The organism is Paractinoplanes maris, from assembly GCF_023544465.1.
GTDB classification, from domain to species: domain Bacteria; phylum Actinomycetota; class Actinomycetes; order Mycobacteriales; family Micromonosporaceae; genus Actinoplanes; species Actinoplanes maris.
Genome location: NZ_JALPVL010000014.1, coordinates 329956 through 354448, shown reverse-complemented (window position 1 = coordinate 354448; position 24493 = coordinate 329956). Strand labels below are relative to the sequence as shown.

At 71.4% G+C, this 24493-nt stretch carries 25 protein-coding genes; 11 read left to right on the top strand and 14 right to left on the bottom strand.

What is annotated here, in order from left to right; all coding sequences use genetic code 11:
* Positions 1-121: 121 nt before the first annotated feature.
* From NAG42_RS36485 to NAG42_RS36470, 4 genes are all read right to left on the bottom strand, one after another.
* Positions 122-763, bottom strand: coding sequence for a class F sortase (locus tag NAG42_RS36485; RefSeq protein WP_250036740.1), 642 nt, complete (start codon positions 761-763; stop codon positions 122-124).
* Complete coding sequence (locus NAG42_RS36480; protein ID WP_250036738.1) at positions 760-1563, bottom strand: GVDTG sorting domain-containing protein; 804 nt, start codon at positions 1561-1563, stop codon at positions 760-762. Before NAG42_RS36480 ends, NAG42_RS36485 begins: the two co-directional genes overlap by 4 nt.
* 21 nt (positions 1564-1584) lie before the next feature.
* On the bottom strand, positions 1585-3111 hold the full coding sequence (locus NAG42_RS36475) for a serine/threonine-protein kinase (RefSeq protein ID WP_250036736.1): 1527 nt from the start codon (positions 3109-3111) through the stop codon (positions 1585-1587).
* Positions 3112-3178: 67 nt separating this feature from the next.
* Positions 3179-4033 (bottom strand): SDR family oxidoreductase, encoded by an 855-nt coding sequence (locus tag NAG42_RS36470; RefSeq protein ID WP_250036734.1) that lies wholly within the window; start codon positions 4031-4033, stop codon positions 3179-3181.
* 108 nt (positions 4034-4141) lie between these two features.
* Here NAG42_RS36470 and NAG42_RS36465 point away from each other — a divergent pair, with 108 nt between their 5' ends.
* Positions 4142-5014, top strand: coding sequence for an AraC family transcriptional regulator (locus tag NAG42_RS36465; RefSeq protein WP_250036733.1), 873 nt, complete (start codon positions 4142-4144; stop codon positions 5012-5014).
* A 12-nt stretch (positions 5015-5026) separates the two neighbouring features.
* Here the strand turns inward: NAG42_RS36465 and NAG42_RS36460 are convergent, their stop codons facing one another.
* Entirely contained in the window at positions 5027-5851 is an 825-nt protein-coding gene (locus tag NAG42_RS36460) for an SAM-dependent methyltransferase (protein ID WP_250036731.1), read from the bottom strand.
* A gap of 265 nt (positions 5852-6116) precedes the next feature.
* Between NAG42_RS36460 and NAG42_RS36455 the strand changes: the two genes are divergently transcribed.
* Together NAG42_RS36455 and NAG42_RS36450 are read left to right on the top strand one after the other, a co-directional pair.
* Entirely contained in the window at positions 6117-6554 is a 438-nt protein-coding gene (locus NAG42_RS36455; protein ID WP_250036728.1) for an STAS domain-containing protein, read from the top strand.
* 62 nt (positions 6555-6616) lie between these two features.
* A complete protein-coding gene (locus tag NAG42_RS36450; protein WP_250036727.1) occupies positions 6617-7348 on the top strand; it encodes a GAF and ANTAR domain-containing protein in 732 nt (243 codons plus the stop codon).
* A gap of 16 nt (positions 7349-7364) precedes the next feature.
* Here the strand turns inward: NAG42_RS36450 and NAG42_RS36445 are convergent, their stop codons facing one another.
* The 3 genes from NAG42_RS36445 to NAG42_RS36435 form a co-directional block, all read right to left on the bottom strand.
* Positions 7365-8039: a DUF6766 family protein gene (locus NAG42_RS36445; protein WP_250036725.1), complete on the bottom strand. Its 675-nt coding sequence runs from the start codon at positions 8037-8039 to the stop codon at positions 7365-7367.
* Positions 8040-8120: 81 nt separating this feature from the next.
* On the bottom strand, positions 8121-8525 hold the full coding sequence (locus tag NAG42_RS36440) for a hypothetical protein (RefSeq protein ID WP_250036723.1): 405 nt from the start codon (positions 8523-8525) through the stop codon (positions 8121-8123).
* 78 nt (positions 8526-8603) lie between these two features.
* A complete protein-coding gene (locus NAG42_RS36435) occupies positions 8604-9623 on the bottom strand; it encodes a radical SAM protein (RefSeq protein WP_250036721.1) in 1020 nt (339 codons plus the stop codon).
* Positions 9624-9705: 82 nt separating this feature from the next.
* Between NAG42_RS36435 and NAG42_RS36430 the strand changes: the two genes are divergently transcribed.
* Entirely contained in the window at positions 9706-10134 is a 429-nt protein-coding gene (locus NAG42_RS36430; protein WP_250036720.1) for a hypothetical protein, read from the top strand.
* On the top strand, positions 10131-11303 hold the full coding sequence (locus NAG42_RS36425; RefSeq protein ID WP_250036718.1) for a zinc-dependent alcohol dehydrogenase: 1173 nt from the start codon (positions 10131-10133) through the stop codon (positions 11301-11303). Before NAG42_RS36430 ends, NAG42_RS36425 begins: the two co-directional genes overlap by 4 nt.
* A 27-nt stretch (positions 11304-11330) precedes the next feature.
* Here NAG42_RS36425 and NAG42_RS36420 read toward each other — a convergent pair whose 3' ends face one another.
* Positions 11331-11798 carry a DUF6098 family protein gene (locus NAG42_RS36420; protein WP_308201233.1) on the bottom strand — a complete coding sequence of 156 codons (468 nt, stop codon included), beginning with the start codon at positions 11796-11798 and terminating at the stop codon, positions 11331-11333.
* Positions 11799-11827: 29 nt separating this feature from the next.
* Positions 11828-13201, bottom strand: coding sequence for a dipeptidase (locus tag NAG42_RS36415; protein WP_250036714.1), 1374 nt, complete (start codon positions 13199-13201; stop codon positions 11828-11830).
* 114 nt (positions 13202-13315) lie between these two features.
* On the opposite strand from NAG42_RS36415, the gene NAG42_RS36410 reads away from it, so the two are divergent.
* Positions 13316-14740 (top strand): aminotransferase class I/II-fold pyridoxal phosphate-dependent enzyme, encoded by a 1425-nt coding sequence (locus NAG42_RS36410; RefSeq protein ID WP_284046355.1) that lies wholly within the window; start codon positions 13316-13318, stop codon positions 14738-14740.
* A 47-nt stretch (positions 14741-14787) separates the two neighbouring features.
* Positions 14788-15678 (top strand): phosphotransferase family protein, encoded by an 891-nt coding sequence (locus NAG42_RS36400; RefSeq protein ID WP_250036713.1) that lies wholly within the window; start codon positions 14788-14790, stop codon positions 15676-15678.
* Here NAG42_RS36400 and NAG42_RS36395 read toward each other — a convergent pair.
* Positions 15614-16747, bottom strand: coding sequence for a carboxypeptidase-like regulatory domain-containing protein (locus tag NAG42_RS36395; protein WP_250036711.1), 1134 nt, complete (start codon positions 16745-16747; stop codon positions 15614-15616). The genes NAG42_RS36400 and NAG42_RS36395 overlap by 65 nt on opposite strands.
* A 232-nt stretch (positions 16748-16979) precedes the next feature.
* Here NAG42_RS36395 and NAG42_RS36390 point away from each other — a divergent pair, with 232 nt between their 5' ends.
* Positions 16980-17984 carry a LacI family DNA-binding transcriptional regulator gene (locus tag NAG42_RS36390; RefSeq protein WP_250036709.1) on the top strand — a complete coding sequence of 335 codons (1005 nt, stop codon included), beginning with the start codon at positions 16980-16982 and terminating at the stop codon, positions 17982-17984.
* 7 nt (positions 17985-17991) lie between these two features.
* Here the strand turns inward: NAG42_RS36390 and NAG42_RS36385 are convergent, their stop codons facing one another.
* Positions 17992-19458, bottom strand: coding sequence for a glycoside-pentoside-hexuronide (GPH):cation symporter (locus NAG42_RS36385; RefSeq protein WP_250036707.1), 1467 nt, complete (start codon positions 19456-19458; stop codon positions 17992-17994).
* A gap of 201 nt (positions 19459-19659) precedes the next feature.
* Between NAG42_RS36385 and uidA the strand changes: the two genes are divergently transcribed.
* From uidA to NAG42_RS36370, 3 genes are read left to right on the top strand one after another with little or no spacing between them, the layout of a single operon-like run.
* Positions 19660-21456, top strand: a complete 1797-nt coding sequence (gene uidA / locus NAG42_RS36380) for a beta-glucuronidase (protein ID WP_250036706.1) — start codon at positions 19660-19662, stop codon at positions 21454-21456.
* A 47-nt stretch (positions 21457-21503) separates the two neighbouring features.
* Positions 21504-21836, top strand: a complete 333-nt coding sequence (locus tag NAG42_RS36375) for a PadR family transcriptional regulator (protein ID WP_250036704.1) — start codon at positions 21504-21506, stop codon at positions 21834-21836.
* On the top strand, positions 21833-22630 hold the full coding sequence (locus NAG42_RS36370) for an HAAS signaling domain-containing protein (protein WP_250036703.1): 798 nt from the start codon (positions 21833-21835) through the stop codon (positions 22628-22630). Before NAG42_RS36375 ends, NAG42_RS36370 begins: the two co-directional genes overlap by 4 nt.
* A gap of 32 nt (positions 22631-22662) precedes the next feature.
* Here the strand turns inward: NAG42_RS36370 and NAG42_RS36365 are convergent, their stop codons facing one another.
* Both NAG42_RS36365 and NAG42_RS36360 read right to left on the bottom strand, forming a co-directional pair.
* Positions 22663-23613 (bottom strand): cation diffusion facilitator family transporter, encoded by a 951-nt coding sequence (locus NAG42_RS36365; protein WP_250036701.1) that lies wholly within the window; start codon positions 23611-23613, stop codon positions 22663-22665.
* Positions 23610-24326, bottom strand: a complete 717-nt coding sequence (locus tag NAG42_RS36360) for a substrate-binding periplasmic protein (RefSeq protein WP_250036699.1) — start codon at positions 24324-24326, stop codon at positions 23610-23612. Before NAG42_RS36360 ends, NAG42_RS36365 begins: the two co-directional genes overlap by 4 nt.
* Positions 24327-24493: the final 167 nt, after the last annotated feature.

The following is a 24493-nucleotide window of genomic DNA, read 5'->3' as shown; positions in this document are numbered from 1 at the left end:
GGAGCGCAGGTAAGACCGGGACTCGTCCCGGCACCGCGCGGCGAAGCGGTAACCCACCCGGACGCCGCGTGTTCCACGCGCAGCGTGGAGGGAATCTCCGTCCTTTAGGACGGAGAGGATGTCAATCGGTCCCGCGCAGCTCGGCGTAGGCGACGATGTTGTCGATGTAGTGGCCGGTGCGGTTGTCGAAGTCGCCGCCGCAGGTGATCAGGCGCAGCCCGGCGTGGTCGATGGCGCCGTAGACGGCGTCGGCCGGGAACTGGTCCTTGGCGTAGCGGTCGACGCGGGTGACGGCGAAGACGGCCGTGACACCGTCCTGCCGGGTCACCTTCACCTGGTCGCCGGCGCGCAGCGTGGAGAGCCGGGCGAAGGTGCCGTCGGTGCCGTGGTAGTTGACGTGGCCGGCCAGCACGGCCGGTCCGAGCGACCCGGGGGTGGGGGCCTTGGTGTACCAGCCCACGGTGCGCGCGTCGGTCGGCACCTGCATGGAGCCGTCCGGGTTCAGGCCGAGGCCGGTCATCGCTTCGTCGACGCGGAGCGCGGGGATCCGCACCCGGGTCGGGGAGGACGTGGGCAGAAGTTCCCCGCGGGTGAGGACGTCGCTGCCGGTCCGGGCGGCCGGGGCGGAGAGCGGCGCGGCCGGTGGCGCGCTCCGCACCGGTTCGGCGGCCGGCTCGTCGTGGACGCCGACGGCGATCGCGCCCGCACCGGCGACCGCCAGGACGGCGGCGATCACCAGGGCGAGCGTGCGGGGCCGGGTCATCGCTGCGCGCGGCTCAGCACGTACGAGCGGCGACGGGCGACCACGACGATGCCGAGGGCGGCCAGCAGCGCGAGGCCGCCGGTGCCGTACCAGACGGCGGCCTTGTCGCGGGTGCTGCCGTCACCGGTGGCCACGCCACCGACCGGCACCGATCCCACGGCGGCGCCGGCCACCATGCCGCACGTCGCCGGGTCGGTGGCCTCCTCGGGGATGCCGCTGAGCCCGGCCGACTTGGCCAGCGTGGATTCGCCGAGGCCGTCGAGGTCGTACTTCTTGTTGCCGTTGGCGTCGACGCCGTGCTCGACGACGTGCAGGTCCTTGAGGTGCTCGATCGTGCCCTTCGGCAGGTCGGCGGACGCGAGGGTCCGGTCGTACGTCAGGTTGCCTTTGGCGTCGGCCGTGGGCATCCGGTCGACCGCGAGGCCGCTGGCCTTGGAGATGTCACCCTGGGTGGTCAGCGAGACGAAGATGTCGCCGTAGTCGGGCATGCCCTCCTCGGTGCTGACGTAGCCGTTACCGTTCGTGTCGGCCGACATGTCGGGGCAGTGGAAATCCATCCCCGAGGTCGAGCCGTGCAGGTGCTGGGCGTGCGGCGAGCTCGGCACCAGCCCGGTCGAACGGATGCTGATCTTCAGGTCGCCGTTGTCCAGGGCGGTGAGCGTGGCGGTGCCGCTCGCGCCGGAGTTGTTGAGCGCGAGCAGTTTGACGTGCACGCTCTCGTCGGCGAGCGCGGCGGTCGGGGTGGCCAGCAGCAGGGCGGCCACGGCCGGGGCAGCGAACAGGGTGCGGCGGAACTTCATCGGCATCACTTTCGGGTGCGGTCAGCGGGCGGAGGCGAACAAGGTCACAAGCTGCTTCTGTACGGGCAACGTCTGCTTCCAGTCCGGGGCGGCGGTCGTCCAGCGCAGCAGGTAGGACTGCGCACCCGAGGTCGCGACCAGGACCCGGCGCTCGTGCAGGGTGGTGTCCGAGTCGGGCTGCCAGGTGTACTCCCAGTCGGCGCCGCCGCGCTGCAGGAGCAGCACGCCCATGCTGATGCGCCGGTAGCCGGGCAGGCCGCCGTCCTTCTCGCGGGCCTGCCAGTAGGCGAGGGGCTGCTGGGTGCGCACCGGCGACTGGTTCACCGTGAAGGCCCGCTTCCCGGCCGGGTCGCCGAAGCAGACCTCGTTGCCGCTGGTGGAGCGCTGCCATCCGGCGGGCAGGGCGAGGGCGAACCCGACCGGGTCACGGGTCCAGATCCACCCGGCCGGCAGCCCGGCCGGCACGCGCGTGGTCGCGGCGGCGATCGGCCGGCGGTCGGTGCCGAGGCCGCACAGGTCGCCGGCCTGCAGGGTGGGGGCCGGCGCGGGAGCGGTCGATTCGACGGCGGCCGGCCGCGTCGGCCCGGCCTGATGTGACCGGGCGGCATACGCAGCACCCCCGGTGGCCAGCAGCGCCAGCGAGAGGCCGGCGACCACGGCCGTCCGGGGACGGCGGCGCCGCCGTCCGGTGACCGTGGCGATGCCCCGGGCGACCGGGGCGAAGGCGGTGCCGTCGGCCGGCGACCGGGCCGGGATGCGTGTTCCGGCGGCCACCGTCTCGAGCCACGCCGCTGTCTGTTCCCCGTCCGGGCGGCGCTCGGGGTTCTTGTCGAGCAGGGCCAGCAGCAGGCCGGTCAGCGGTCCGGCCCGGCGGGGCGGGTCGGGTTCGTCGTTGAGCAGCGCGTGCAGAGACGCCGGGATGTCGTCGCGGGCGAACGGTGCCCGTCCTTCGACGGCGGTGTAGAGGGTGGCGCCCAGCGACCACAGGTCGGCCGGCGCGCCGGTCTCCTGCGCGCGCAGCTGTTCCGGCGCCACGTAGTGCGGCGAGCCGAGCAGCGGGTCCGGGGCGCCGGATTCCCGGTCGCCGATGATGGCCAGGCCGAAATCGGTGAGGACGACCCGGCCGTCGGCGGCGATCAGCACGTTGCCGGGCTTGACGTCGCGGTGCAGGACCCCGGCGGCGTGCGCGCTGCGCAGGGCGGACAGCACGCGGATGCCGAGCCGGGCGACCTCCAGGGGCGGCAGCGGCCCGTCGGCCCGGACGACCTCCTGCAGGGAGCGGGCCTTGACGTACTCCATGACCAGCCAGGAGTGGTCCTGCTGCCAGACGACGTCGTGCACGGTGATCACGCCGGGGTGGTCGAGGCGGGCGGCGGCGCGCGCCTCGCGCATGGTCTGCGTGGCCAGCAGAGCGGTCGACGGAACGGTGATCTCCTTGACCGCCACCACGCGCTGGAGCAGCTCGTCCTGCGCCCGCCAGACCCGCCCCATGCCGCCCGAGCCGATCAGTTCGAGCAACCGGTACCGGCCGCCCACCAGCTCGTTCATCGCCTCACTCCGATCCCGTCGTCTGACGGTGATTCGCAGCCGATGATGTTGCGGATGGGCCGGAGGTTCAGCCGAGCCCGGGCTGGAACCGGTCCGGCCCGACATCGGCGAGGCCGAACTGGTCCCTGATGCCGGCCAGGAAGGTGGCGTCGTCGGCCGCCCGCCGGGCGTCGAGCAGTCGGATGCCGTCGGCGCCCGCTTCGTAGCGGAGCTGATCGGTGCCGTCGGTCACCGCGGTGAAGACGGTCTCGGCGATGTGCGCGGGTGCCGAGCCCTGGGCCGTCAGCGGGCCGAGCACGTCGAGGACCCGGCCGACCGTGGGCTGGTAGTCGGCGATCTCCGGGTCGTTGCTGAAGACGAGGGACCGGCCACCGAAGTCGGTCCGGATGCCGCCGGGTTCGACGACCTTCACCCGTACGCCCACCGTGCCCAGCTCGTAGGCCAGTGACTCGGACAGCCCCTCCACCGCGAACTTCGCGCCGTGGTAGAGCGCGCCCAGGGGGAACGCGAGCCGGCCACCGATCGACGAGATGTTGACGATGACGCCGGACCGCTGCCCGCGGAAGTACGGCAGCACCGCCTGGGTCGTCGCCAGCAGGCCGACGACGTTGACCTCGAACTGGCGCCGGATCGCGGCCATCGGCGTCGCCTCCAGCGGCCCGTACGCTCCGTAGCCCGCGTTGTTGACCAGCGCGTCCAGGCGCCCGAAGCGGTCCAGGCCGGCGGCCACGGCCGAGGTGATCGACCCGGCGTCCTCGACGTCGAGCCGCGTGACGAGCGTGTTGTCCAGCCCGGTCAGCGCGGTCTCGACCTCGGGCCGGCGCATCGTGGCCACGACGTTCCAACCCCGGGACTGGAACAGCTCGGCGGTGGCGCGGCCCAGGCCGCTGGAGGTTCCGGTGATGAGGACTGTCTGTGTCATGGATTCATCGTCGGTCCGGCCGCGGCTCAGCCCTAGATCGTTCGGCGCGCTCCGTTGCCTGATCCGCTCACCGCGGCGCTGCCCCGTCCGAGTGCCATACTCCCTGGTGTGGACGTCACAGCCGAGCTGCGCGAGCTGATTCCCCGGCTGCACGGGACGGTCACCCGGGGCAGCTGGCTGCCCGGCTCGCTGGTGTCGGTCGCGACCGCCGGGTCCGAGCCGTATTGCTCGCACCTCGAGCCGATGGTCGCCGTCGTGGTGGCCGGTGAGAAGCGCATGGCTCTGGCCGGGCACGAGTTCCGGTACGGCGCCGGTGAGTACCTGGTCTTCTCGATGGAGCTGGCCGTGACGGCGCGGATCACCCGGGCCGACCCGTTCCTCGCGGCCGGGGTGCGCCTGCGCCCCGAGCTCATCGCCGAGCTGCTGCTCGAAGCGCCCGAGCTGGCCGCGCGGGAGGCACCCGGCCCCGGCGCCGGAGTCGCCACCGCGGACGACGAGCTGCTCGGCGCGATGCTCCGGCTGCTGCGCCTGGTGGAGAGGCCGCGGGACTTCGCGATCCTGGCCGCCGGGATCGAGCGGGAGATCCACTGGCGGTTGCTGACCGGTCCGCTGGGCGGTCTCGTCCGGCAGGTCGGGCGGGCCGACGAGTCCTTCACGATCGCCCGGCGCGCCGCCCGATGGCTCGAGGACCACTACGACCGGGCCATCCGCGTCGATGACCTGGCCCGTCACGCGGGCGTCAGCGTGGCCACGCTGAACCGGCACTTCCGGGCGGCCACCATGATGAGCCCGGTGCAGTATCAGAAGCAGTTGCGCCTGCAGGAGGCCCGGATCCGGCTCACGGCGGCGCCCGGGGACGTGGCCGGGGTCGGTCACGCCGTCGGCTACGAGAGCTTGTCGCAGTTCAGCCGCGAATACCGCAGGCTCTTCGGCGTGCCGCCCAGCGCGGACGCCCGCCGCACCCGGCCGGGGCGGGACTGAGACCTCGCCGCCCTATCGGATCCGGGCGACCGCCGCGTAGCCGGTGGCTTCGGCCGCGGACGGCCGGGGTCCCGGCCCGGGGCGCCAGTCCTGGACCGAGACGATGCCCGGATCGAGCAGCTCCAGACCGGTGAAGAAGGTGGCGACCTCGTCGAACGTCCGCGGGCTGAACCGGGGCTTGATGCCCTCGTTGATCGCGTTCATGGCGGCGATCGTCTCGGGGTCGAGCGGATCGAATGTCGCGTGCGACAGCATCAGGTAGCTGCCGGCCGGCAGCGCGGCGACCAGCCGGCTCACGATGCCGTACGGGTCCTCGTGGTCCTCGACGAAGTGCATGATCGCCACCAGCTGCAGGGCGATGGGCTGCGACCAGTCCAGGGTGCTGCGCACTGCGGGGTCGGCGAGGATCTTCTCCGGGTCGCGCACGTCGGCGTCGATGTAGGCGGTGGCGCCCTCGTCCGAACTGGTCAGCAAGGCCCGGGCATGGCTCAGCACCAGCGGGTCGTTGTCCACATAGACGATCCGCGACTCGGGCGCGATCCCCTGAGCCACGTCGTGCACGTTGTCCGCGGTCGGCAGACCGGTGCCGATGTCGAGGAACTGCCGGACACCGGCCTCACCGGCGAGGTGACGCACCGCCCGCTGCATGAACGCACGGTTCTCGCGGGCGGCGGTGCGGATGTGCGGGAACACCCGGGCGATCGCGTCGCCGGCGTCCCGGTCGGCTTGGAAATTGTCCTTGCCGCCGAGCCAGTAGTTGTACCGTCGCGCCGGGTGTGGCCGGGTGGGGTCGAGATCCGGTCCGCCGCGCTCGTCGCTGCCCTGCTCGATGCCCATCAAGTTCTCCGTTGTCCGTCCCTGCGATCTCGACATCCTAGTGCGGCCACGAAACCGGTCGATGTCGCCGTGAACGCCGGCCGGCGAACTGCCGCTGACAGTACATTCCCGCCGGCCCGTGCGGGTTCCCGCTACCGGGGGTCACTCCGGAGGCACCGAAAGGTCCGGAGAGGACGCGGGAAGAGGGTGGCGCGTCGGAGTGTTGGAGGGGGACAGGGTCAAGCCGCGCGCCCGTCTCTCTGTTGTCCTATCTCGCAGGAGCATCGTGTTCCCCTCGCGGTATTCATCGCCCATCACCGAGGACTCGAATCTTTTTCACCACGAGGCGTCGTCGCCGGCGTCGATCACGGTGACCGGCTCCGGCGGCACGGTGCTGGCCACCATCTCGCGGCACACCGAGGATCATCCTGGCGGCCCGTCCGAGCCCCAGCTGGTCGTCATCGACGTGGCCGGCGACATCGACGCGGACACCGCCCCGGCGCTGCGCACCGTCCTGACGTACGCCATCGGGCGTGACCGCCGGGTGTGCTGTGACCTCAGCCGGGTCGAGTTCTTCGGCGCGGCCGCGGTCAACACCATCTTCGCCGCTCTCCGTGACGCCGACGGCACCGATTGTCAGTTCACCGTCCGCGGCGTCCACGGGCTCGCCGTTCAGGTCTGCCAGGTCACCGGATTGGCTGCCGTTCTGGCCTCCCGGGCATGAACCGGGCGACGACGGGTACCTGAGCCGGACTCCGGCATGGCCAGGCGAGCAGGAAGGCTGAGATGACACAGCAGGGACCGGCACCGTCCCTCGCGCAGGACCAGCGCCTCTTGGCCCGTGCGCTGGTCACTCTCGCGGGCACCCCGGATGACTACTCCGGCCTCGAGGGCCAGCTCATCACGATCGCCCAGCTCACCGCGCAGCGAGTGGCCGCGGTCAGCTACGCGTCGGTCACCGCGCAGCGCGACGGTGCCTACACCACCGTTGCCGCCAGCAACGACATCGCCACCGCCGTCGACGAGGCGCAATACGCCGAGGGAGCCGGCCCGTGCCTGGAGGCCATGGAGACGGCGAGGCCACTGTCGGTGCCGGACATCGCCGCGACGATGCGCTGGCCCGGCTTCCGCGACACCGCCTACCGGCTCGGGCTGCACACCTCGTTGTCCGTACCGCTGTTCGCCGGGCGCGGCGAGCCCGTCGCCGCTCTCAACCTCTATGGCCACGACACCGCCGCGATGGCCGCCCTGACCGCCGCTGTCTGGGCCGCCTACGACGACGCCGCGCCGGTCGGCCCGGACCACGCGGACCTGGATCCGGGCGGGAGGGAGCTGGTCGACGGGCTGGCCGGCGCGTTCCGGGTCCGGGCCACCATCCAGCAGGCGATCGGCGCCACGATCGCCCGGCACCACAGCACGCCGGGCGGCGCCTACGCCATGCTGCGGTTGCGGGCGGCCGACACCGGAGCCTCGCTGCCTGATGTCGCCGGCGCTGTTCTCGGCGAACAACCGGATTGATCGCGGCCGGCGGGGCTCAGCTTTCGACGCCGGTGGCGGTGTGGGGGCTGCCGACCGGCTTGGACTGCGACGATCCGCGCTGGCGGAGGTAGATTGCCAGGATGGTCATGGAGGCCACGGCGAGCAGCTCGGACTGCCAGTTCTGCAGGGTCCGGTTCCAGAAGTCGGGCTCGCGCAGGTATTGCGCCCAGGACACCGGGTCCTGCCGGTCGGCGAGCTGTTCCTCGTTGTAGGCGGCGACGCCGGCGATCGACTGGGCCAGCCAGGACAGCACGAAGATGGCGCCCATGACCAGGCCCAGCGAGTTGGAGAACAGCGTGGTGCGCAGGCCGCCGGTCCGCGCCCATCTCGGTGAGTCCTCGTCGGCGTACTCGCCGATCTTCTGCTCCTCGGCGGTCTCGCGACCGACTTTGTCCAGGGATTTGGACTCCGGTGAACCTTTCTGCACCAACCAGACGGTGAGGAAGATGAAGAGGAAGAACTGCAGGAACTCCGACTGCCAGTTCTCGGCGACATCGACCCCGAAGCTGGCTGAGGTGACGTAACGGCCGAGCGAGACCGGCTCCAGGCCCTCGGTCAGCAGCCGCTGGTTGTAGTCGGCGTGCCCGGCGAAGGCCTGGCCGGCCAGCACGATCAGGAACAGCAACCCGAAGACGAGTCCCAGGCTGTTGTCGCGCAGGAACCTTCTCACCGGTGCAGCACCCCCAGGGCGGTGACGTAGACCAGCCCGGCGGCGACCACCAGTAACAGGAAAACGAACTGGAACCGCACGTCAGCCTCCCTGCAGCAGACAGTTGTAGGGTCGTTGGGCCCGCGGGGTGCAGCCGGCCGCCACGACGCGCCAGCCACCCGGGAAGGCGGCGAGGAAGACGGTGTCCTCGGTGAGCCGGACCTGGGCCCACTGGCCGTACACGTCCGAGCCGGTCACCGCGCCCGGGGCGGGCAGATCCTCGTCCAGGACCGCCTCGGCGCACGGCTTGCCGGCCGACTCCTCCAACTCGGCGATGGTGTCCGGCGCCATCGCGGCACAGGCGTCTGCACCGTCCTGGGCCTGCACGGCCGTCAGCAGTCCGGTGGCGACCGAGGCCGCCGCGTCCGCACGCTCGTCGACCGAGCCGCAGCCGGTGAGGACGAGCAGCGCCGATGCCACCAGCATCGCCGCGGAGCGAATGGACATGCATTGCATCATCCCCACTGACGGACCGGCCTAACCGTCGACGCGCTGGTTAGCGGCCCGGTCCGGCCGTCGGGGAGGTCAGAAGGTGCCTCGATAGAGGGAACAGCCGCGGCAGACCTCCGGCGGATCGTTGCTCATCAGCCGTCGCCGGAAGTCGCGGTAGCCGGGACCGTGCCAGATCTCCGCGAACGTCTGCTCGCCGAGCTGTCCGAGGGTGGCCCGGTCGTCACCCATGACCATGCAGCACGGCTGGACCACGCCGGCACTGGTGACGTAGACCGCCTCCCAGGGCCACGAGCACCCGCGTCCGTCGAGCGGCCCGGGCTCGGTCACGGTGAGCCCGGGCAGCCGCAGTCGCAGGCCGGTCTCGGCGGCGGCCGAGGCCGCCTCGGCGAACATGGCGGCGGCGTGGTCGAGGTCGGCGCCGGTCCAGAGGGCCTGGCCGGCCGTGAAGGTGCGGATGCCCGCGTAGCGTCCGGCCGGGTCGGTGTCGGAGAAGCTGTGCGACAGATTCTGCACGTGCAGCTCGTCGACCCCGATGCCGGCCAGCAGCCGGACCAGGCCGGGCAACTCGGCGACGTTGCCGCGCATCGCCACGAACACCACCCGGATCCACGGCGTGCTGCTGCCGGCCTCGCGTTTGGCGGTGACCAGCCCGGCCAGGTTCTCCACGACGCCTGCGAAGTGCGCGCCGTCGCGGATGTTCTCGTAGGTCACCGCGGTGGCGCCGTCCAGCGAGACGTGCAGCCAGTCGACACCGCTGTCGACCAGTTCCTCGGCCCGCCGGCGGCTGAGCAGCGTGGCGTTGCTGTTGAAGCCGACCGTGATCCGCCGATCGACGGCCGTCCGGATCATGTCGAGCAGATAGGGGGAGAGGAGCGGCTCGCCCAGGCCCTGCAGCGTGAGCCGCCGCAGATCGGGCAGGTCGCCGACGAGCCGCTGGAACAACCCGAGCGGCATGGCGCCGGCCAGCTTGTTGACCGGCGGCCGGTAGCGGACGAGGCACATCGTGCAGCGCAGGTTGCAGGCCGCGGTGATCTCGACCTGCAGGTGCGGCGGCAGCGCCGGTTCGTCCAGATCGACCGGCAGGGGCGTCATGCGCGGCGCATTCCCCGCCCAATGCGCTTGAAACCGCCGGAAGCCTCGTTTGAGGGGCGTCCACACTGGTACTCAACAGCCCATGAAACCCATGACCCGGGCGGCGCTGGTGATCACGGCGACCGCCGCTCTCGGCGGTACGAGCTATCGCGTCATCACCCGGCGACGGCGGTCCGGTGCGGCGCCGGCCGCCGGCCGCCGCCACGTGATCACGGTCAACCGGCCCCTGGACGAGATCGCCGAGGTGCTGCCGGAGCCGCTGAACGCGTACCACGGAACGATCGAGGTGCAGCTGCGAGCGGCCCCGGCCGATCGGGGCACCGAGATCAGCGCGCGCGCTCTGGACGACAAGGTGTCCGACGGCGACATCCGGCGTCTCCTGCGGGAGAGCCGGTCCCTGCTCGAGGTCGGCGACGTCCTGCAGCCGGGCGGTCCGACGACCGAGCCCACCGCGCTGAACTCGGCGTTGCGCGGCGCCACCCGGCACGGTCGTGAAGGAGGACTGCTGTGAAGGCTTTGCAGTGGCAGGGCGTCAACAAGCTGGCCGTCGGGCAGGTGCCGGACCCGGAGATCCGCAACGCCGGTGACGTCATCGTCAAGGTCAACCGGACGGTCACCTGCGGCTCGGACCTGCACCTGCTCGGTGGCTACATCCCGTTCATGGAGAAGGGCGACGTCCTCGGTCACGAGTTCGTCGGCGAGGTCGTCGAGACCGGGTCCGGCGTTCGCAACCACCGGGTGGGCGATCGGGTGGTGGTGTCGTCCTTCATCGCCTGCGGCCACTGTTACTACTGCGAACAACAGCTCTTCTCGTTGTGCGACAACGGCAACACCAACCCGGCCATCACCGAGACCTTGTGGGGGCAGGCGCCGGGTGGTTGTTTCGGCTACTCGCACGCGATGGGCGGCAACCCGGGAAGCCACGCGGAGTACATCCGGGTGCCGTTCGCCGACGTCGGAGCCTTCACGGTGCCCGACGCGGTCACCGACGAGCGGGCCCTGTTCGCCTCCGACTCGGCCAGCACCGGCTGGATGGGTGCCGACCTGGGCGGAGTGAAACCGGGTGACGTGGTGGCCGTCTGGGGCGCCGGGGCGGTCGGGCAGATGGCGGCCCGCGCGGCGGTCCTGCTCGGCGCCGAGCGGGTGATCGTGATCGACCGGTACGAGAACCGGCTGCGCCAGGCCGAGAAGTTCTCGGGCGCCGAGACGCTGAACTACGAGCGTACGGAGGTCGAAGCGGAACTGAGGGAGCGCAGCGGCGGCCGGGGGCCCGACGTCTGCATCGAGGCGGTCGGCATGGAGGCCCACACGCCGGGCGCGCAGTTCCTCTACGACCAGGTCAAACAGCAGCTTCGCCTGCAGACCGACCGGCCGGCGGCGGTGCGCGACGCGATCCACGCCTGCCGCAAGGGTGGCTCCGTGTTCGTCCTCGGCGTGTATGCCGGATTCGTGGACAAGTTCCCGCTCGGCGCGCTGATGAACAAGGGGCTCACCGTGCGGGGAGCGCAGATGCACGGTCAGCGCTACATCCCGATGCTGCTCGACCGGATGGCCAGCGGCGAGCTGGTCACCGAGCACCTCGCCACGCACACCATGCCGCTGGACGACGCCCCGACGGGCTACCGCATGTTCAAGGACAAGGAGGACGACTGCGTACGAGCGGTCTTCCTGCCCAACTGACGACGGGAAGCCCGGGGATGGCGGCACTCACCGTCCCTGGGCACCGCGCCGGTCGAGTGGGCCCCACTCGGCCGAGTTCTGGGCCTCGACCAGCCGCTCGGCCTCGATCAGGGCGGCGTCGGCGATCCAGGCGACCGGCCGGCGCACCCGGACCAGCGGCTCGTTGTCCGGTCCCCGGCCGCACTGGTCACCGGTCAGGACCCACGGCCGGACGCCCGGCCCGCGCAGGTAGCGCAGGTGGCGGTAGTCGTACAGGCGACGGGCGAACCAGAGCCGCGGGGACCGGTCGCCCCACCACTGCTCGACGGTGAGCGGGTTGGCCGACAGGCCGGGCAGCGGCACACCGGTCAGCGAGTCGCGGCTGATCCCGTCCCGGCGCAGATCCACCGCGGGGCCGGCCGACCACCGGACGAACAACCGGTCCTTCTCCGGGGACGTGGTGACCAGGTCGGTGAGCTCATCGAGGTCGGCCACGGTGGGCAAGTTTTCGTACACAGTCGGCCGCGTGCCCCGATCCGGGGCCGTTACTCGTCACCCGATGGTGCGGAGCCCGGCAGCCCGGCCAGATCGCGGAGCAGGAGCGCTTCGGCGAGGCAGGTCCGGCTGAACTCGGCGAGGTGCAGGCTCTCGTCGGGTCCGTGCGCGGCGCAGTACGGATCCTCGATGCCGGTGACCAGGATGGCCGCTGCCGGGAACCGGTGCCGGAAGAGGGCGACGCACGGTATGGAGCCGCCGATGCCCACCTCGACCGGGGCGGTTCCGTCCCAGGCGACGGTGCAGGCGGCGCGGGCCGCGTCGTACGCCGGGCCGGTCGTGCCGACGACGCACGGGGCGCCGGCGCTTTCCAGGGTCACCGTCAGGTGCGCTCCCCACGGCACGTGCGCGGCGAGGTGGGTGCGCAGTGCCTCGTACGCCGAGGCCGGGTCGTCGCCGGGGGCCAGCCGTACGCTGATCTTGGCCTTGGCCGTCGGCGCCAGGGCGTTCGGTGCCTCAGCGGCCGGCGGTGCGTCGATGCCGAGGACCGCGATCGCCGGCTTGTTCCAGAGCCGGTCGGCGATGCGGCCCGCGCCGATCAGCCGGACCCCGTCCAGCACGCCGGCCTCCCGGCGCAGGCGGTCCTCCGGATAGTCGATCGTGGTGTTCGCCCGGCCGGCGAGCCCGTCGACAGCCACCGCGCCGTCGTCGTCGTGCAGGCTGCCCAGCAGGCGCGCCAGCACGGTGAGCGCGTCCGGCACCGGGCCGCTGAACAGGCCGCTGTGCCGGGCGTCGCGCGCCGTGCGGACCTCGGCGAAACAGCTGACCAGTCCGCGCAGCGACGTCGTCAGCGCGGGGCGGCCGACATCCCAGTTGTCGGAGTCGGCCACGACGATCACATCCGGGTGCGGCCCGCCGAGATGGTCGGTGATCAGCCTGTCCAAGGACTCCGAGCCGTACTCCTCCTCGCCCTCGACGAACAGGACGATCCCCACCGCGAGGTCGTCGCTCAGGGCCCGCAACGCCGCGATGTGGGTCATCACCCCGGCCTTGTCGTCCGCGGCGCCCCGCCCGTAAAGCCGGCCGTCGCGTTCGACCGGCTCGAACGGGTCGCTGTGCCACCGCGCGAGGTCACCGGCCGGCTGAACGTCGTGATGCGCGTACAACAGCACGGTCGGCGCGCCGGGCGGTGCCGCCCGGCGCCCGAGGACCGCGGGTTGCCCGCCCGAGCGGACGACGCTCGTCCGCAGCCCGCAACCGCGTGACAGCTCGGCGACGGCCGCGGCCGAGCGCTCGACGTGCGAGTGGTCGAATCCGTCGAACGCGATCCCAGGGATGCGGATCAGCCGCTCGAGGTCGGAGCGGACCCCGGGCATCTCCCGCTCGATCGCGGCGCGCAGCGCCAGGTCGGGCCCGGCCGCCATGGTGGCTCCCTCCGGTGGTCGAGCCGGTCGGCTACCCGGCGACCGCGCCGGCATTCCTCTCGCCGACGGGTGATCGGACGAATGACCCGCTGGTCCGGGGGTACGCCGCGACTCATGGATCACGAGACCACTCCCGTTCTCGATGCCATCGAGCAGTTCCGGCGCGAGGACCAGTACACCTTCGCCCTGCCCGGGCACCGCCTCGGCCGGGGCATCGACGAGCGGACGGCGGCGGTGCTGTCCCGGGGCGCGTTCGAGGCCGACGTCATCAACGCCAAGACCGCCGTGCCGCAGGCCGAGGAGTTGTTCGCCGACGCGGTGGGCGCCCGTCAGGCCGTCTTCACCACCTGCGGGTCGAGCATCTCCATCCACACGGCGATGCTGACCGTCACCGGTCCCGGACGCACGATCCTGGTCGACCGCAACGTGCACAAGTCGGTGGTGGCCTCACTGATCCTGGCCGGAGCCCACCCCGTGTGGTTGCGCCCGCGCTGGGACCACGAGAACCAGATCGCCCACCCGGCGGCCGCCGCCGACGTGGCCGAGGCACTGCGCCACCATCCGGAGATCAGCGCCGCCTTGATGATCACACCGACCGAGTACGGGACCGGCGCGGACGTCCGGGCCATCGCCGAGCTGTGTCACGGGCACGGCATCCCGTTGCTGGTCGACGAGGCCTGGGGCGGGCACTTCCCGTTCCACCCGGACATGCCGACGGCCGCGGTGCGGGCCGGCGCCGACATCGTCGTGCAGAGCCTGCACAAGGCGGACGGAGGCTTCTGCCAGTCGTCGGTCATGCTGGTCGGCGGCGACCTGGTCGATCCGGTCGACCTGCGGCTGCGGCTGGATCTGATCACGACGACGAGCCCGTCGCCGCTGATGTTCGGAGCCATCGACGGCTTCCGGCGCCGGATGGTCCGGGAGGGCCGGCAGCTGCTCACCGAGGCGCTGGAGCGGGCGGGCCGGCTGCGGGAACGCCTGGACCGGGTCAAGGGTCTGGAGGTGATGGACTCCTCGATCATCGGGCACGACGCGGTCGCCGAGTGGGATCCGCTCAAGCTCAGCGTCGACGTCTCCGCTCTCGGCATCACCGGATACCAGGCCCGCGAATGGCTGGAGTCGGAGTGCGGGCTGATCACCCAGCTCGGCGACAGCCGGCGGATCGTCTGTTCCCTGACGTACGCCGATGACGACGCCGCCCTCGACCGTCTCGCCACAGCGCTGGAACGGCTCGCCGGCGACCCACCCGCGCCGGAGTCGCCGCCGCCCGCCGTGCCGCCGTTGGAGGAGCTGAATCTCGACCAGGTGCTGAATCCGCGCGACGCCTACTTCGCCCAGACGGAGCAGGTGGCCGACCCGGTCGGACGGATCGCCGCGGAGATGATCAGCCCGTACCCGCCCGGTGTGCCGGCGGTGCTGCCGGGGGAGCGGTTCAACGAAGCGGTCGTGACCTACCTGCGCGCCGGTAAGGCGGCCGGGATGACGATTCCCGACGCCGCCGACCCCGAGCTGAAGACGTTCCGGGTGGTCCGCGAGTGACAGACCGGGCGATCCGGCGGTGCCCCACCCGATGACAGGATGGGTGCGTGGTCACCGCTGTCGGCTGGGCCGAGTCTGCTTGGCAACGCCGGATCGTCCAGGTGCGGCGCCTGACCGGAGGCTGGACGTCGACCATGCTGGGCCTCACCGGGGAGGACGGTCAGCGGGCCGTTCTGCGGCTGATGACCAGACAGCCATGGCGACGGCACGCGGCCGGGCTGCTGGCCCGGGAGGCGACCGTGCACCAGCAACTCGACGGCTCACGGATTCCGGCGCCGTCGAGCATCGCCCTCGACTTGTCGGGAGATGCGGCCGGCGCCCCGGCTCACCTCATGTCGTGGCTTCCCGGGAGACTGCGCCTGGACTCCGCCTCGGACGAGGTCCTGCGGGCGTCGGCGCAGATGCTCGCCACCATCCATCAGTTCGAGCCGGGACCGGGGCGCCGGCCCCGGACCTACCAATCGTGGGCGCCGCCGGGCAAACACGTCAGGCCCGGGTGGGCACAGCGGCCGGCGTTGTGGAATCAGGCGTTCGAGCTGCTGGGGCAACCGGCACCGGACTATGTGGGCACTTTCCTGCACCGCGACTTCCACCTGGGGAACCTGCTGTGGTCACGAGGGCGGATCAGCGGTGTCGTCGATTGGGTCGAGACGTCGTGGGGACCGGCGGATCTGGATGTCGCGCACGCCGCCACCTACCTGGCGATGGTGCACGGCGTTGAAGCCGCGGCGGCGTTCACGTCCGCCTACCGTCGCCGCGCCGACGATCGCCGCGACGCGGACGTGGTCCGGTACTGGAATGTCATGGACCTCGTCGGCTACCTGCCGGACCCGGTGAAGGTTGCCCAGCCATGGCGAGATTCCGGGCTGAAGATCAGCGACGACCTAGCTCGCCGTCGTCTCGAACAGCGGCTCGAGCACGTCCTCCGGGGCCGTTGACCACGTCGCCGTGCCGGCTGCCGTCCAGTGCGGTCGGTCCGTGCGGGCGGGGCGACAACGTGGGCAGGACTGACGTCGGGGCGCCGGCCGTCGGAGCTGACGCCGGATTCGGGCCACTGTGGGTGACCAGGATGCCCGGTCGGTGGCTGCTCCGGCGGCGGATGACCACCAGCGCGAGCGCGCCCAGGCCGGCCGCGATCAGACAACCGCCCAGAAGGGTGAACAGCAGCAGACTGCTGCCCGCGTCGCCGGCTGTCTTGGTGGTGGCCGGCGGCGCCGCGGCCGCGAAGCTCGCCGTGGCTGGCTGCCCGGTCTCCGCGGGGCTCACCGCCGCGGTGGGCGACGGCGGAGTTGTAGGTGCGACGGCGACGGCGACGGGGGCCAAGGTCAGGCGTACGGTCGCGGCGTCGCCGGCGGTGCCCCGCACGGTTGCGCGGGCGGTGCGATAGCCGTCTTTGGCCGCGACGACGGTGACCGGACCGGCCGCGATCGGCCGGCTGTCGCTCGACCTGATCGAGAACCGGCCGCCGCGATCGGTGGCCGCCCGGTGCTCGTGCCCGGCGCTGTCCCGGGCGGTCACGGCCGCGCCGCGGATCGCCCTGCCGTCGGCGTCACGGATCCGGCCGGAGATCCGGCTCACCGCGGACGATCTCTTCCTGGCGCCGCTCACGATGATCATCTGGTGGTCGAACGCGGTCTCAGCGTTGATCCGCACGCTGACCGCGAGGTTGCGGCCGCTCTCCTCGCCGGCGCTCACCGCGGGAGCGACAACGGTGGCCTCGAAGGTCCGGCTCCGGCCGGGTCCGATGTCCTGGGCCGCGGAGCATCCGGCGGTGCATCGCAGGCCGCCGGAGACGGCCACGAAGACTTTCTCGGTCCGCTGGTTGTTGTTCGTGGCCTGGAACCGCACCCGCACAGTCCCGCCGGACGCCACGGTCTCCGACGAGACGCTCAGGATCCGGATCGCCGGCGAAGCCGCCGCCGCGGGTGCGGGGGACATCGCCATTGCCGCGCCGATCACCGCCATCGACGCGACAACTCGGGCCGGCTGGATACGGAACGTCGTCACGTGAACCACCTGTTCTTACGGCGAGTGACGCCGGTCGATGACATCGCGGGCCACTATGCCGTGTCCTCGATGGACTGCGCGAATCGTCGGCGTAACCCGACCGGGAGCCTGTATCGGACGTCAGACCGGCCACGGCCGCGGTAAAAAACCCCGGAGTCGTGCTGCCGATCCCGGCGGATGTCGTCGCCGATCACCGGCCGACGGGGCTGTCCCGCCGTCGTGGGCTGGGACGATGGCGACGCGCCCGACCATCTATGACGTGGCCCGGGAGGCCGGGGTCGCGGCGTCGACCGTGTCCCGGGCGTATGCCCGGCCGGGCCGGGTCAGCGCGCGGACGGCCCGGGCCATCCTCGAGGCCGCCGAGCGGCTCGGATACCGCACCGAGCGGCTGGACGGGCGCGGTTCGCCGCACGCCCCGGCGACCCGGGCGATCGGCCTGGTCGTGGCCGACGTGACCAATCCGTTCTACGGCGAGATCATCAAAGGGGCGTCCGACGCAGCGCGGGCCGAGGGCTACCTGCTGATCCTCTCGCACACCAGCGAGTCCCCGGAGCTCGAGCGGGAGCTCATCGAGGCCGAGCTGAGCGCGGTCGACACCCTGGTGTTCGCCAGCTCCCGGATGAGCGACTCGACGTTGCGGCTGATCGCCAAGCAGAAGGCGACTGTGCTGCTGAACCGGACGATCCCCGAGGTGTCCTGCCTGATCTCCGACAATCCGCCCGGGGTGCGGCGGGCGGCCGAGCATCTGGGCATGCTCGGGCACGAGAGCATCCTCTATGTGGCCGGTCCCGAACAGAGCTGGTCGGAGGGGGTCCGGTGGCGGGCCCTGCGCGAGTCGGCGATGGAGCTGGAGCTGGACGTCCGGCGGCTCGGTCCCAACGCGCCGACCGTCGTGGCCGGTTTCCGGCAGGCGCCCCGGGTGGCCGACCTCGGGGCCACCGCCGTGCTGGCCTACAACGACCAGCTGGCCATCGGGGTGATGAAGGGCCTGCGGACGCTCGGATTGCGCGTCCCCGAGGACGTGAGCGTCGTGGGTTTCGACAACGTCCAGTTCGGCGAGATCATCGAGCCGGGGCTGACCACCGTCGCCGCGCCGCTGCGGCACATGGGGGAGACCGGTCTCCGCAACAGCATCGCCGTCCTGCACGGGGCCCGGCCCAGCGCTCCGCCGCTGGTCCTGCCGGTCACGTTCGTCGAGCGGCAGTCCACCGGCCCGTGCCGGAAGCCCGCGGCGTAGGCAGTGATCAGTCGATCGCGTGGCCGTCGGGGGCGATGAGGTGTCCCTGCTCGCGCTTGCGGAGCTCGGTCTCGTCGCGGATCTGCCGGAAGCGCTCGTCGGTCAGCGGGTACTTCCAGAAGATGGCGATCGCGATCACCGCGACGAGGGCCGGCAGCAGCCCGATCGTGAAGCGGATCGACCAGATCGCCGAGTCCGGCTGGATCGGGTCGGGGACGGCCGTGGTGGCCGACAGGTAACCGCCGATCGCGAGGGCCCAGGCGCCGATCGCGCCGCCGATCGACTGGGTGATCTTGCGGGTGAAGGAGAAGATCGCGTACGTGGAACCTTCGGACCGCTTGCCGGTCTGCCACTCGCCGTACTCGACGGTGTCGGCCTCGAGACCGAACATCACCGTGTTGATCAGAGCCGCGCCGACGCCCTTGACGGCCAGGAAGATCAGCGCGGGGACGGCGAGCCCGGCCGGGGTGAAGAACAGGGCGACGCCGCCGATGATGGTGAAGACGCCGCAGTACTGGAAGATCATCTTTTTGCCGAAGCGATTGACGAGCTTCGGGATGAACGGGGCCAGGACGATCGAGGTGCCCGCGTTGACCAGCGTGATCGGGCCGAGCCAGCTGATGTCGCCCATCACGTACTGGGCGTAGTAGGCCGACGCACCGCCGACCGCGAACAGGCCGATGAGATAGAAGAAGCTGGCCGCACACAGGTAGCCGAGCGGCTTGTTGGTCCTCAGGGTCTCGATCGTCTCGCGCATCGACACCTTGGGCTGGGTCCGGACCACCTGCTCGCGGCAGAGATAGAAGGTCAGCAGGTAGGCCAGGGTGCCGATGACGATGAACGCGACGGTGGTCTGGGTGAAGATCGTCTGGACCTTGGCCGCGTACGCCTCGGCCGTGAGATCCGCCTTCTGTGAGCGCACGTCCGAGATCCGGGGAGCGATCAGGTAGGTCAGGACGATGCCGCCGACGGCTGCTCCGAAGAACCGGGAGGCGACCAGCTTGGCCCGCTGGTGGACCGACTGGGTCATCGCGGACGCGAGTGAGCCGTACGGGATGTTGACCAGGGAGTAGAGCAGGCCGAGCACGGCGTAGGTCAGGTAGGCGTACAGCAGTTTGCCGTTGTCGGACAACGTGGACGGCACGTGGAAGGTCAGGAAGCTGAGGAACAGCAGGGGAACCGCGCCGAAGAGGATGAACGGGCGGAACTTGCCCCAGCGGGTCACCGTGCGGTCGACGAGCCGGCCGGCGAAGGTGTCGGCGAACGCGTCCCAGAGCCGGACGATGAGGAACATGGTGCCGACCGCGGCCGCCGAGATGCCGGCGACATCGGTGTAGTAGTAGAGCAGGAAGGCGGTGGACAGGGTGAAGGCGAGGTTGCCGGCGAAGTCGCCGAGGCCGTAGCCGACGACCGTCCTTCTGCTGAGCCGGTCGCCCGCGATGAGCGGGTTCGGGGCGAGGCCGTTGATCGACATGGGAGCGGTTCTCCTCGGGCTGGCATCGAGCGGTGTCGGTGGATGTAGCCAGTAGAGGCTCCGTAGCGGTCTGAGCACAGCTTGTTGCACCCAGTTGCCCTTCGCGGGCGGCGCGGCACCGGGGCAACTCGTGGCAATCGATGGGGTCCGGCGGCGCTCGATGAGTCAATGGGGACATCACCGAAGCGAAAGGGCCCGATCATGCTGCGTCCCCAGGACAGCTCCACCCGTGAGAAGAAGCGACTGGACGGCCTCTGGTCGTTCCGGCTCGACCGCGACTCGGCCGGCCGGGATGCGGGCTGGTTCCGCGGGCCGTTGACCGGCGCCCGGGAGATGGCTGTGCCGGCCAGCTTCAACGACCTGGCCGCGGATGCCTCGGTCCGGGACTACTTCGGTGACATCTGGTACCAGCGCACCGCCCGCGTGCCGAAGGGCTGGGCCGGTGAGCGCGTCGTGCTGCACTTCGAGTCCGCGACCCACCGGGCCACCGTCTGGGTGAACGACACCGAGGTGATGAGCCACGAGGGCGGCTACACGCCGTTCGAGGCCGACATCACCGAGCTGGTCACCCCCGGCGAGGAACTGCGGATCACCGCGCTGGTCAACAACACGCTGTCGTTCCAGTCGATCCCGCCGGGCGTGATCGAGCAGACACCCACCGGCCCGGCTCAGATCTACTGGCACGACTTCTTCAACTTCGCCGGCCTGCACCGCTCGGTGTGGCTGGTGGCTACCCCGCAGGCCCGGATCGAGGACCTCACCGTCGTGACCGGACTCGCCGCCGGCGACGGCACCGTCGACTACACCAGTGCGGCGACCGACGCGGACGGCTTCGACACGCACGTCGTGCTCCGCGACGCCGACGGTGCCGTCGTGGCCGAGGCGACCGGGGCCTCCGGTCGGCTCGACGTTCCCGGTGTCCGGGCCTGGGCGCCCGGCGCGGCCTACCTCTACGACCTCGAGGTGCGGCTCGTCGACGACTCCGGCGTGGTGGGGGACTCCTACCATCAGCCGGTGGGCGTGCGCACCGTCGAGGTGCGCGGCACCCAGTTCCTGATCAACGGCGAGCCCTTCTACTTCCAGGGCTTCGGCATGCACGAGGACCATGCGGTCATCGGCAAGGCGCACAGCGACGCCCATCTGGTGCACGACTTCGAGCTGCTGAAGTGGATCGGCGCGAACTCGTTCCGGACCTCGCACTACCCGTACTCGGAGGAGGTCCTGGACTACGCCGACCGGCACGGGATCGTGATCATCGACGAGGTCGCGGCCGTCGGCCTCAACATGGGTCTCGGTGGCGGCATCTTCGGCGGGCAGGGGTATCAGACCTTCTCGCCCGGGACCGTCAACGACGCGACCCGGCAGGTGCACGCGCAGGCCATCCGTGAGCTGGTGGCCCGCGACAAGAACCACCCGAGCGTCGTGCTGTGGTCGATCGCCAACGAGCCCGAGTCCGATACCGCGGGCGCCGAGGACTACTTCCGTCCGCTCTTCGACGTGGCCCGTGCGGCCGACCCGACGCGGCCGGTCGGCTTCGTCAACGTCATGCTCGCCCCGCACGGCAAGTGCCGCGTCTCCCAGTTCGCCGACGTCCTGATGCTCAACCGCTACTACGGCTGGTACGTCAACACCGGCGACCTGGCCGGCGCCGAGCAGGAGTGGACCCGCGAGATCTCCGCGTGGGCCGGCGACGGCAAGCCGATCATCATCACCGAATACGGCGCCGACACCATGCCCGGTCTGCACTCACTCACCCCGCAGCCGTGGAGCGAGGAGTATCAGGTCGACTATCTGGACATGAACCACCGGGTGTTCGACGCCTGCGACGCCGTGGTCGGCGAGCAGGTGTGGAACTTCGCCGACTTCGCCACGAAGTCCGGCATCATGCGGGTCGACGGCAACAAGAAGGGCGTCTTCACCCGCGACCGCCGGCCCAAGTCGGCCGCCTTCGCGCTGCGTCGCCGGTGGCGTGCCAAGGAGAGTGGCAGCCTGAACTGACCCGGAGACATTGACACCTAGGACTTCTATGCCTAGCGTGCCTGGGCATGGACATCCGCGGTCATCTCGACCTCCTTCTGCTGTCCGTGCTGGACGATGCCGGGCCGGTGCACGGATACGCCGTGATCACCGCGCTGCGCGACCGGTCGGACGGCGCGTTCGACCTGCCCGAGGGCACGGTCTACCCGGCCCTGCAACGCCTCGAGCGCGCCGGCCTGGTGGCCAGCCACTGGGACGAGACGTCGGCCCGCCGGCGCCGCGTCTACCGGTTGACCGATGACGGCCGGCGGGCCCGGGCCGCCAAGAAGCAGGAGTGGCGGGGCATCGTCCTCGGCGTTCAGGCCGTCATCGGGCCGATGACCGCGGGGCGGCCGGCATGACCGCAGCGGCCCGGCTCGACGGGGGACCCGTCGATCGATATCTCGACGAGATGTTCGACCTGCTGTCCGGCACCGGCGCCGACGGGCGGCGGCTGCTGACCGAGGCCGAGGAGCACCTCGCCGAGGCCGCCGCCGAGGGGCGGTCCCGCGGGCTCGACGCCGAGGCGGCCGAGCGCGAGGCGGTCCAGCGTTTCGGCGCGGCGGCCGCCGTCGCCCGGCGCGTGCCGGCCACCGCCGGCCCGGTGCGCGTCTCCCTGCGCCGGCTGGCGACCGTGGCGTGGGCGCTTACCGGTCTGGCCCTGACCTGGTTCGGGCTGAGCGGCGCCCTCACCTGGCTGCTGAGCGGGCCGTGGACCCGGCTGCTCATCGCGACCGACCGGTTCGGCGGGCACCCGATGTGCGAGGGCCCGTGGATGCCGCCGTTCCCGATCGACTGCGTGGAGGCCTACCGGCAGGACGTCGCCTTGCTGCCCGGCGTCGGCAACGACTTTCCCTACCAGCTCGTCGGCGGCCTCGGCGTGGCATTGGTTGTCGCGCTGCTGATCCTGCGGCGCATCACCGCGCTCGGCGCACCGTCCTGGACGCCGTCCCGGACCGTGCCGGGTCTCGTGTTCGCGGTGCTGTTCGGCCTGACCGGCGTGGCCCTGCTCATCGAGGCGATCGACGGCGTGTTCAAGGAAGTCCAGTACTACGTGGTGGCCGACCTCGTCGCCGGCCTGCTCGCGGTGACGATCGGGGCGGTCGTGGTGCGACGGTCCCGGATTGTTCAGGGCGGACAGCCGACGGCCTGCTGAGCGACGAGGCGGACCGGGCCGGGCGACGCCGGTCAGGTGTCGATGCGGGAGACCGGGGCGATCACCAGGTCGTGGACGCGCCAGTCGAAGTCGCGGGCGAACCTCTCCAGCCCCTCGAGGCGTTCGACGAGCCGGTCGGTGCCGTCGCGGGGGACGACGATGAGCTCGCCGACGAAGACGTGCCCCTCCTCGCGCAGGCGGAGGCGGGCGTCGGCGATCCAGTCGTGGTCGCGTACGGCGGTGAGCAGTTGCCCGGGCAGCGGGTGCTCCCGGCTGCCGTCGACGACGCGGGGCTTGCTGTCCATGAGGTCGGCCACCGCGCTGCGGGTGGTGCGGACGCCGTCGCGGACGATGTCGCCGCCGATGATCAGCGCGGCGACGGCGTCGGCCCACCACAGTCCGGCGCCGATGCCGGCGATGCCCAGGACGGCGGCGCCCGCGGTGAGCCAGTCGGCGCGGTTCATCTCGGCGTCGGCGAACAGGACCTTGTCGTGCAGTTCACGGGCGATGCGCTGCTTGGCCCGGCCCAGCAGGATGGCCGGCACCATGGTGACCAGCAGGACGGCGATCATGAGCCAGCCGAGCCAGAACCGCTGCCCGAGGACCTCGATGAGTCCGATGGGCGGGCGCTCGCGGGCGAGGAGCCGGACCACGGAGTCGTAGACGACGTAGCCGCCGAGGCTGAACAGGGTGACCGAGCCGGCCAGGAAGGCGACGCTGACCGAGCGGTGGTAGCCGTAGGGAAAGCGTTCGTTGGGCGCGCGGTTGCGGTAGCGGGCGGCGATCAGGAAGGCTGCGGGTGGCACCAGGCCGAGCATGTCCTCGATCCAGGCCGCCTTCATGGCCTGCGACTGGCCCAGGGTGACGGCTAGCAGGGCCACGGTGGCGGCGAAGAACACGATCGTCCACCACTCGAGGCGGATCGCCCGGCGGTGCAGGGCGGCCTTGTCCGGCGGAAGCTCGAACCGGTCGTACGCCTTCATCGGGCCGCCTCCGTCCGTTCGGCGTCGACCAGCACGCGAACGACGTCGTCGTGCGACAGCTTCAGCAGGAAGTGCTCCACTTCGCTCTGCCAGGCGTTCTCGCCCGGCGGCAGCGCCCAGACGTGGTCGGTGGCGCCGAGTTCGTGCTTGGAGGGTGTCAGCCCGAGCTCGGTCAGGCGCCACTCGCCGACCACGACCGGCAGCTGCTCCCGGCCGGTTACTTCGTCGACCGCGACGACGGTGGCGCCCTCGCCGACCAGCGCGGCGACATCGGCAGTGCCACCGGGTACGGCGACGCGCTGCCCGGTGAGGTCGTCGGGCACGCGTACGCCGGCGGGCGCGGCCACCAGGGTCCGCATCGTGACGTAGGGCCGGGTGAGAGAGGCCTCCTCGGTCCACGGCGCGTCCGCGGCGAGGCCGCCGACAACCAGGTCGAGCACGCGGCCCTTGACGGCCGCCATGAGCTCGGACTCGGAGCCGGGGTGCCACTCGACCCGGGCACCGAGCCGGTCGGCGAGCCGGGTCACCAGGGTGATCTCCGCGCCGGTGGGCGGGCCCTCGTCGGGAACCGTGACCCACGGCGGGTTCTCGGTGACGCCGACGTGGAGCACACCGCCGCGCACGTCGGCGAGGGTGCTGCTCGTATCGCGTGGCAGCCCGCAAGCCCCCAGCACCACCATCAGGAGGATCAGAACAGCGGTGCCGCGTCGCATGCCTCTCCCGCCGGAATCGTAACGATCGCCGCATCCACCCTAGAGGGCCGGGCGGACGTCATCGCGCAGCCGGCGTAAGGAGTGTTTCGGCTCAAGGTGGGTACGTGGCTGCGGGTCGGGACCTGCGGCGAACCCCGCCGGAAGCGCCCAGGACCACCAACCGCCGA

Coding starts and splice junctions, on each gene's coding strand:
- NAG42_RS36375 (WP_250036704.1), top strand. CDS start 21,504: ATGGACATCCGCGGTCATCTCGACCTCCTTCTGCTGTCCGTGCTGGAC.
- uidA (WP_250036706.1), top strand. CDS start 19,660: ATGCTGCGTCCCCAGGACAGCTCCACCCGTGAGAAGAAGCGACTGGAC.
- NAG42_RS36470 (WP_250036734.1), bottom strand. CDS start 4,033: ATGACACAGACAGTCCTCATCACCGGAACCTCCAGCGGCCTGGGCCGC.
- NAG42_RS36415 (WP_250036714.1), bottom strand. CDS start 13,201: ATGGCGGCCGGGCCCGACCTGGCGCTGCGCGCCGCGATCGAGCGGGAG.
- NAG42_RS36390 (WP_250036709.1), top strand. CDS start 16,980: ATGGCGACGCGCCCGACCATCTATGACGTGGCCCGGGAGGCCGGGGTC.
- NAG42_RS36440 (WP_250036723.1), bottom strand. CDS start 8,525: ATGTCCATTCGCTCCGCGGCGATGCTGGTGGCATCGGCGCTGCTCGTC.
- NAG42_RS36430 (WP_250036720.1), top strand. CDS start 9,706: ATGAAACCCATGACCCGGGCGGCGCTGGTGATCACGGCGACCGCCGCT.
- NAG42_RS36475 (WP_250036736.1), bottom strand. CDS start 3,111: ATGAACGAGCTGGTGGGCGGCCGGTACCGGTTGCTCGAACTGATCGGC.
- NAG42_RS36485 (WP_250036740.1), bottom strand. CDS start 763: ATGACCCGGCCCCGCACGCTCGCCCTGGTGATCGCCGCCGTCCTGGCG.
- NAG42_RS36365 (WP_250036701.1), bottom strand. CDS start 23,613: ATGAAGGCGTACGACCGGTTCGAGCTTCCGCCGGACAAGGCCGCCCTG.
- NAG42_RS36460 (WP_250036731.1), bottom strand. CDS start 5,851: ATGGGCATCGAGCAGGGCAGCGACGAGCGCGGCGGACCGGATCTCGAC.
- NAG42_RS36480 (WP_250036738.1), bottom strand. CDS start 1,563: ATGAAGTTCCGCCGCACCCTGTTCGCTGCCCCGGCCGTGGCCGCCCTG.
- NAG42_RS36360 (WP_250036699.1), bottom strand. CDS start 24,326: ATGCGACGCGGCACCGCTGTTCTGATCCTCCTGATGGTGGTGCTGGGG.
- NAG42_RS36385 (WP_250036707.1), bottom strand. CDS start 19,458: ATGTCGATCAACGGCCTCGCCCCGAACCCGCTCATCGCGGGCGACCGG.
- NAG42_RS36435 (WP_250036721.1), bottom strand. CDS start 9,623: ATGACGCCCCTGCCGGTCGATCTGGACGAACCGGCGCTGCCGCCGCAC.
- NAG42_RS36410 (WP_284046355.1), top strand. CDS start 13,316: ATGGATCACGAGACCACTCCCGTTCTCGATGCCATCGAGCAGTTCCGG.
- NAG42_RS36370 (WP_250036703.1), top strand. CDS start 21,833: ATGACCGCAGCGGCCCGGCTCGACGGGGGACCCGTCGATCGATATCTC.
- NAG42_RS36450 (WP_250036727.1), top strand. CDS start 6,617: ATGACACAGCAGGGACCGGCACCGTCCCTCGCGCAGGACCAGCGCCTC.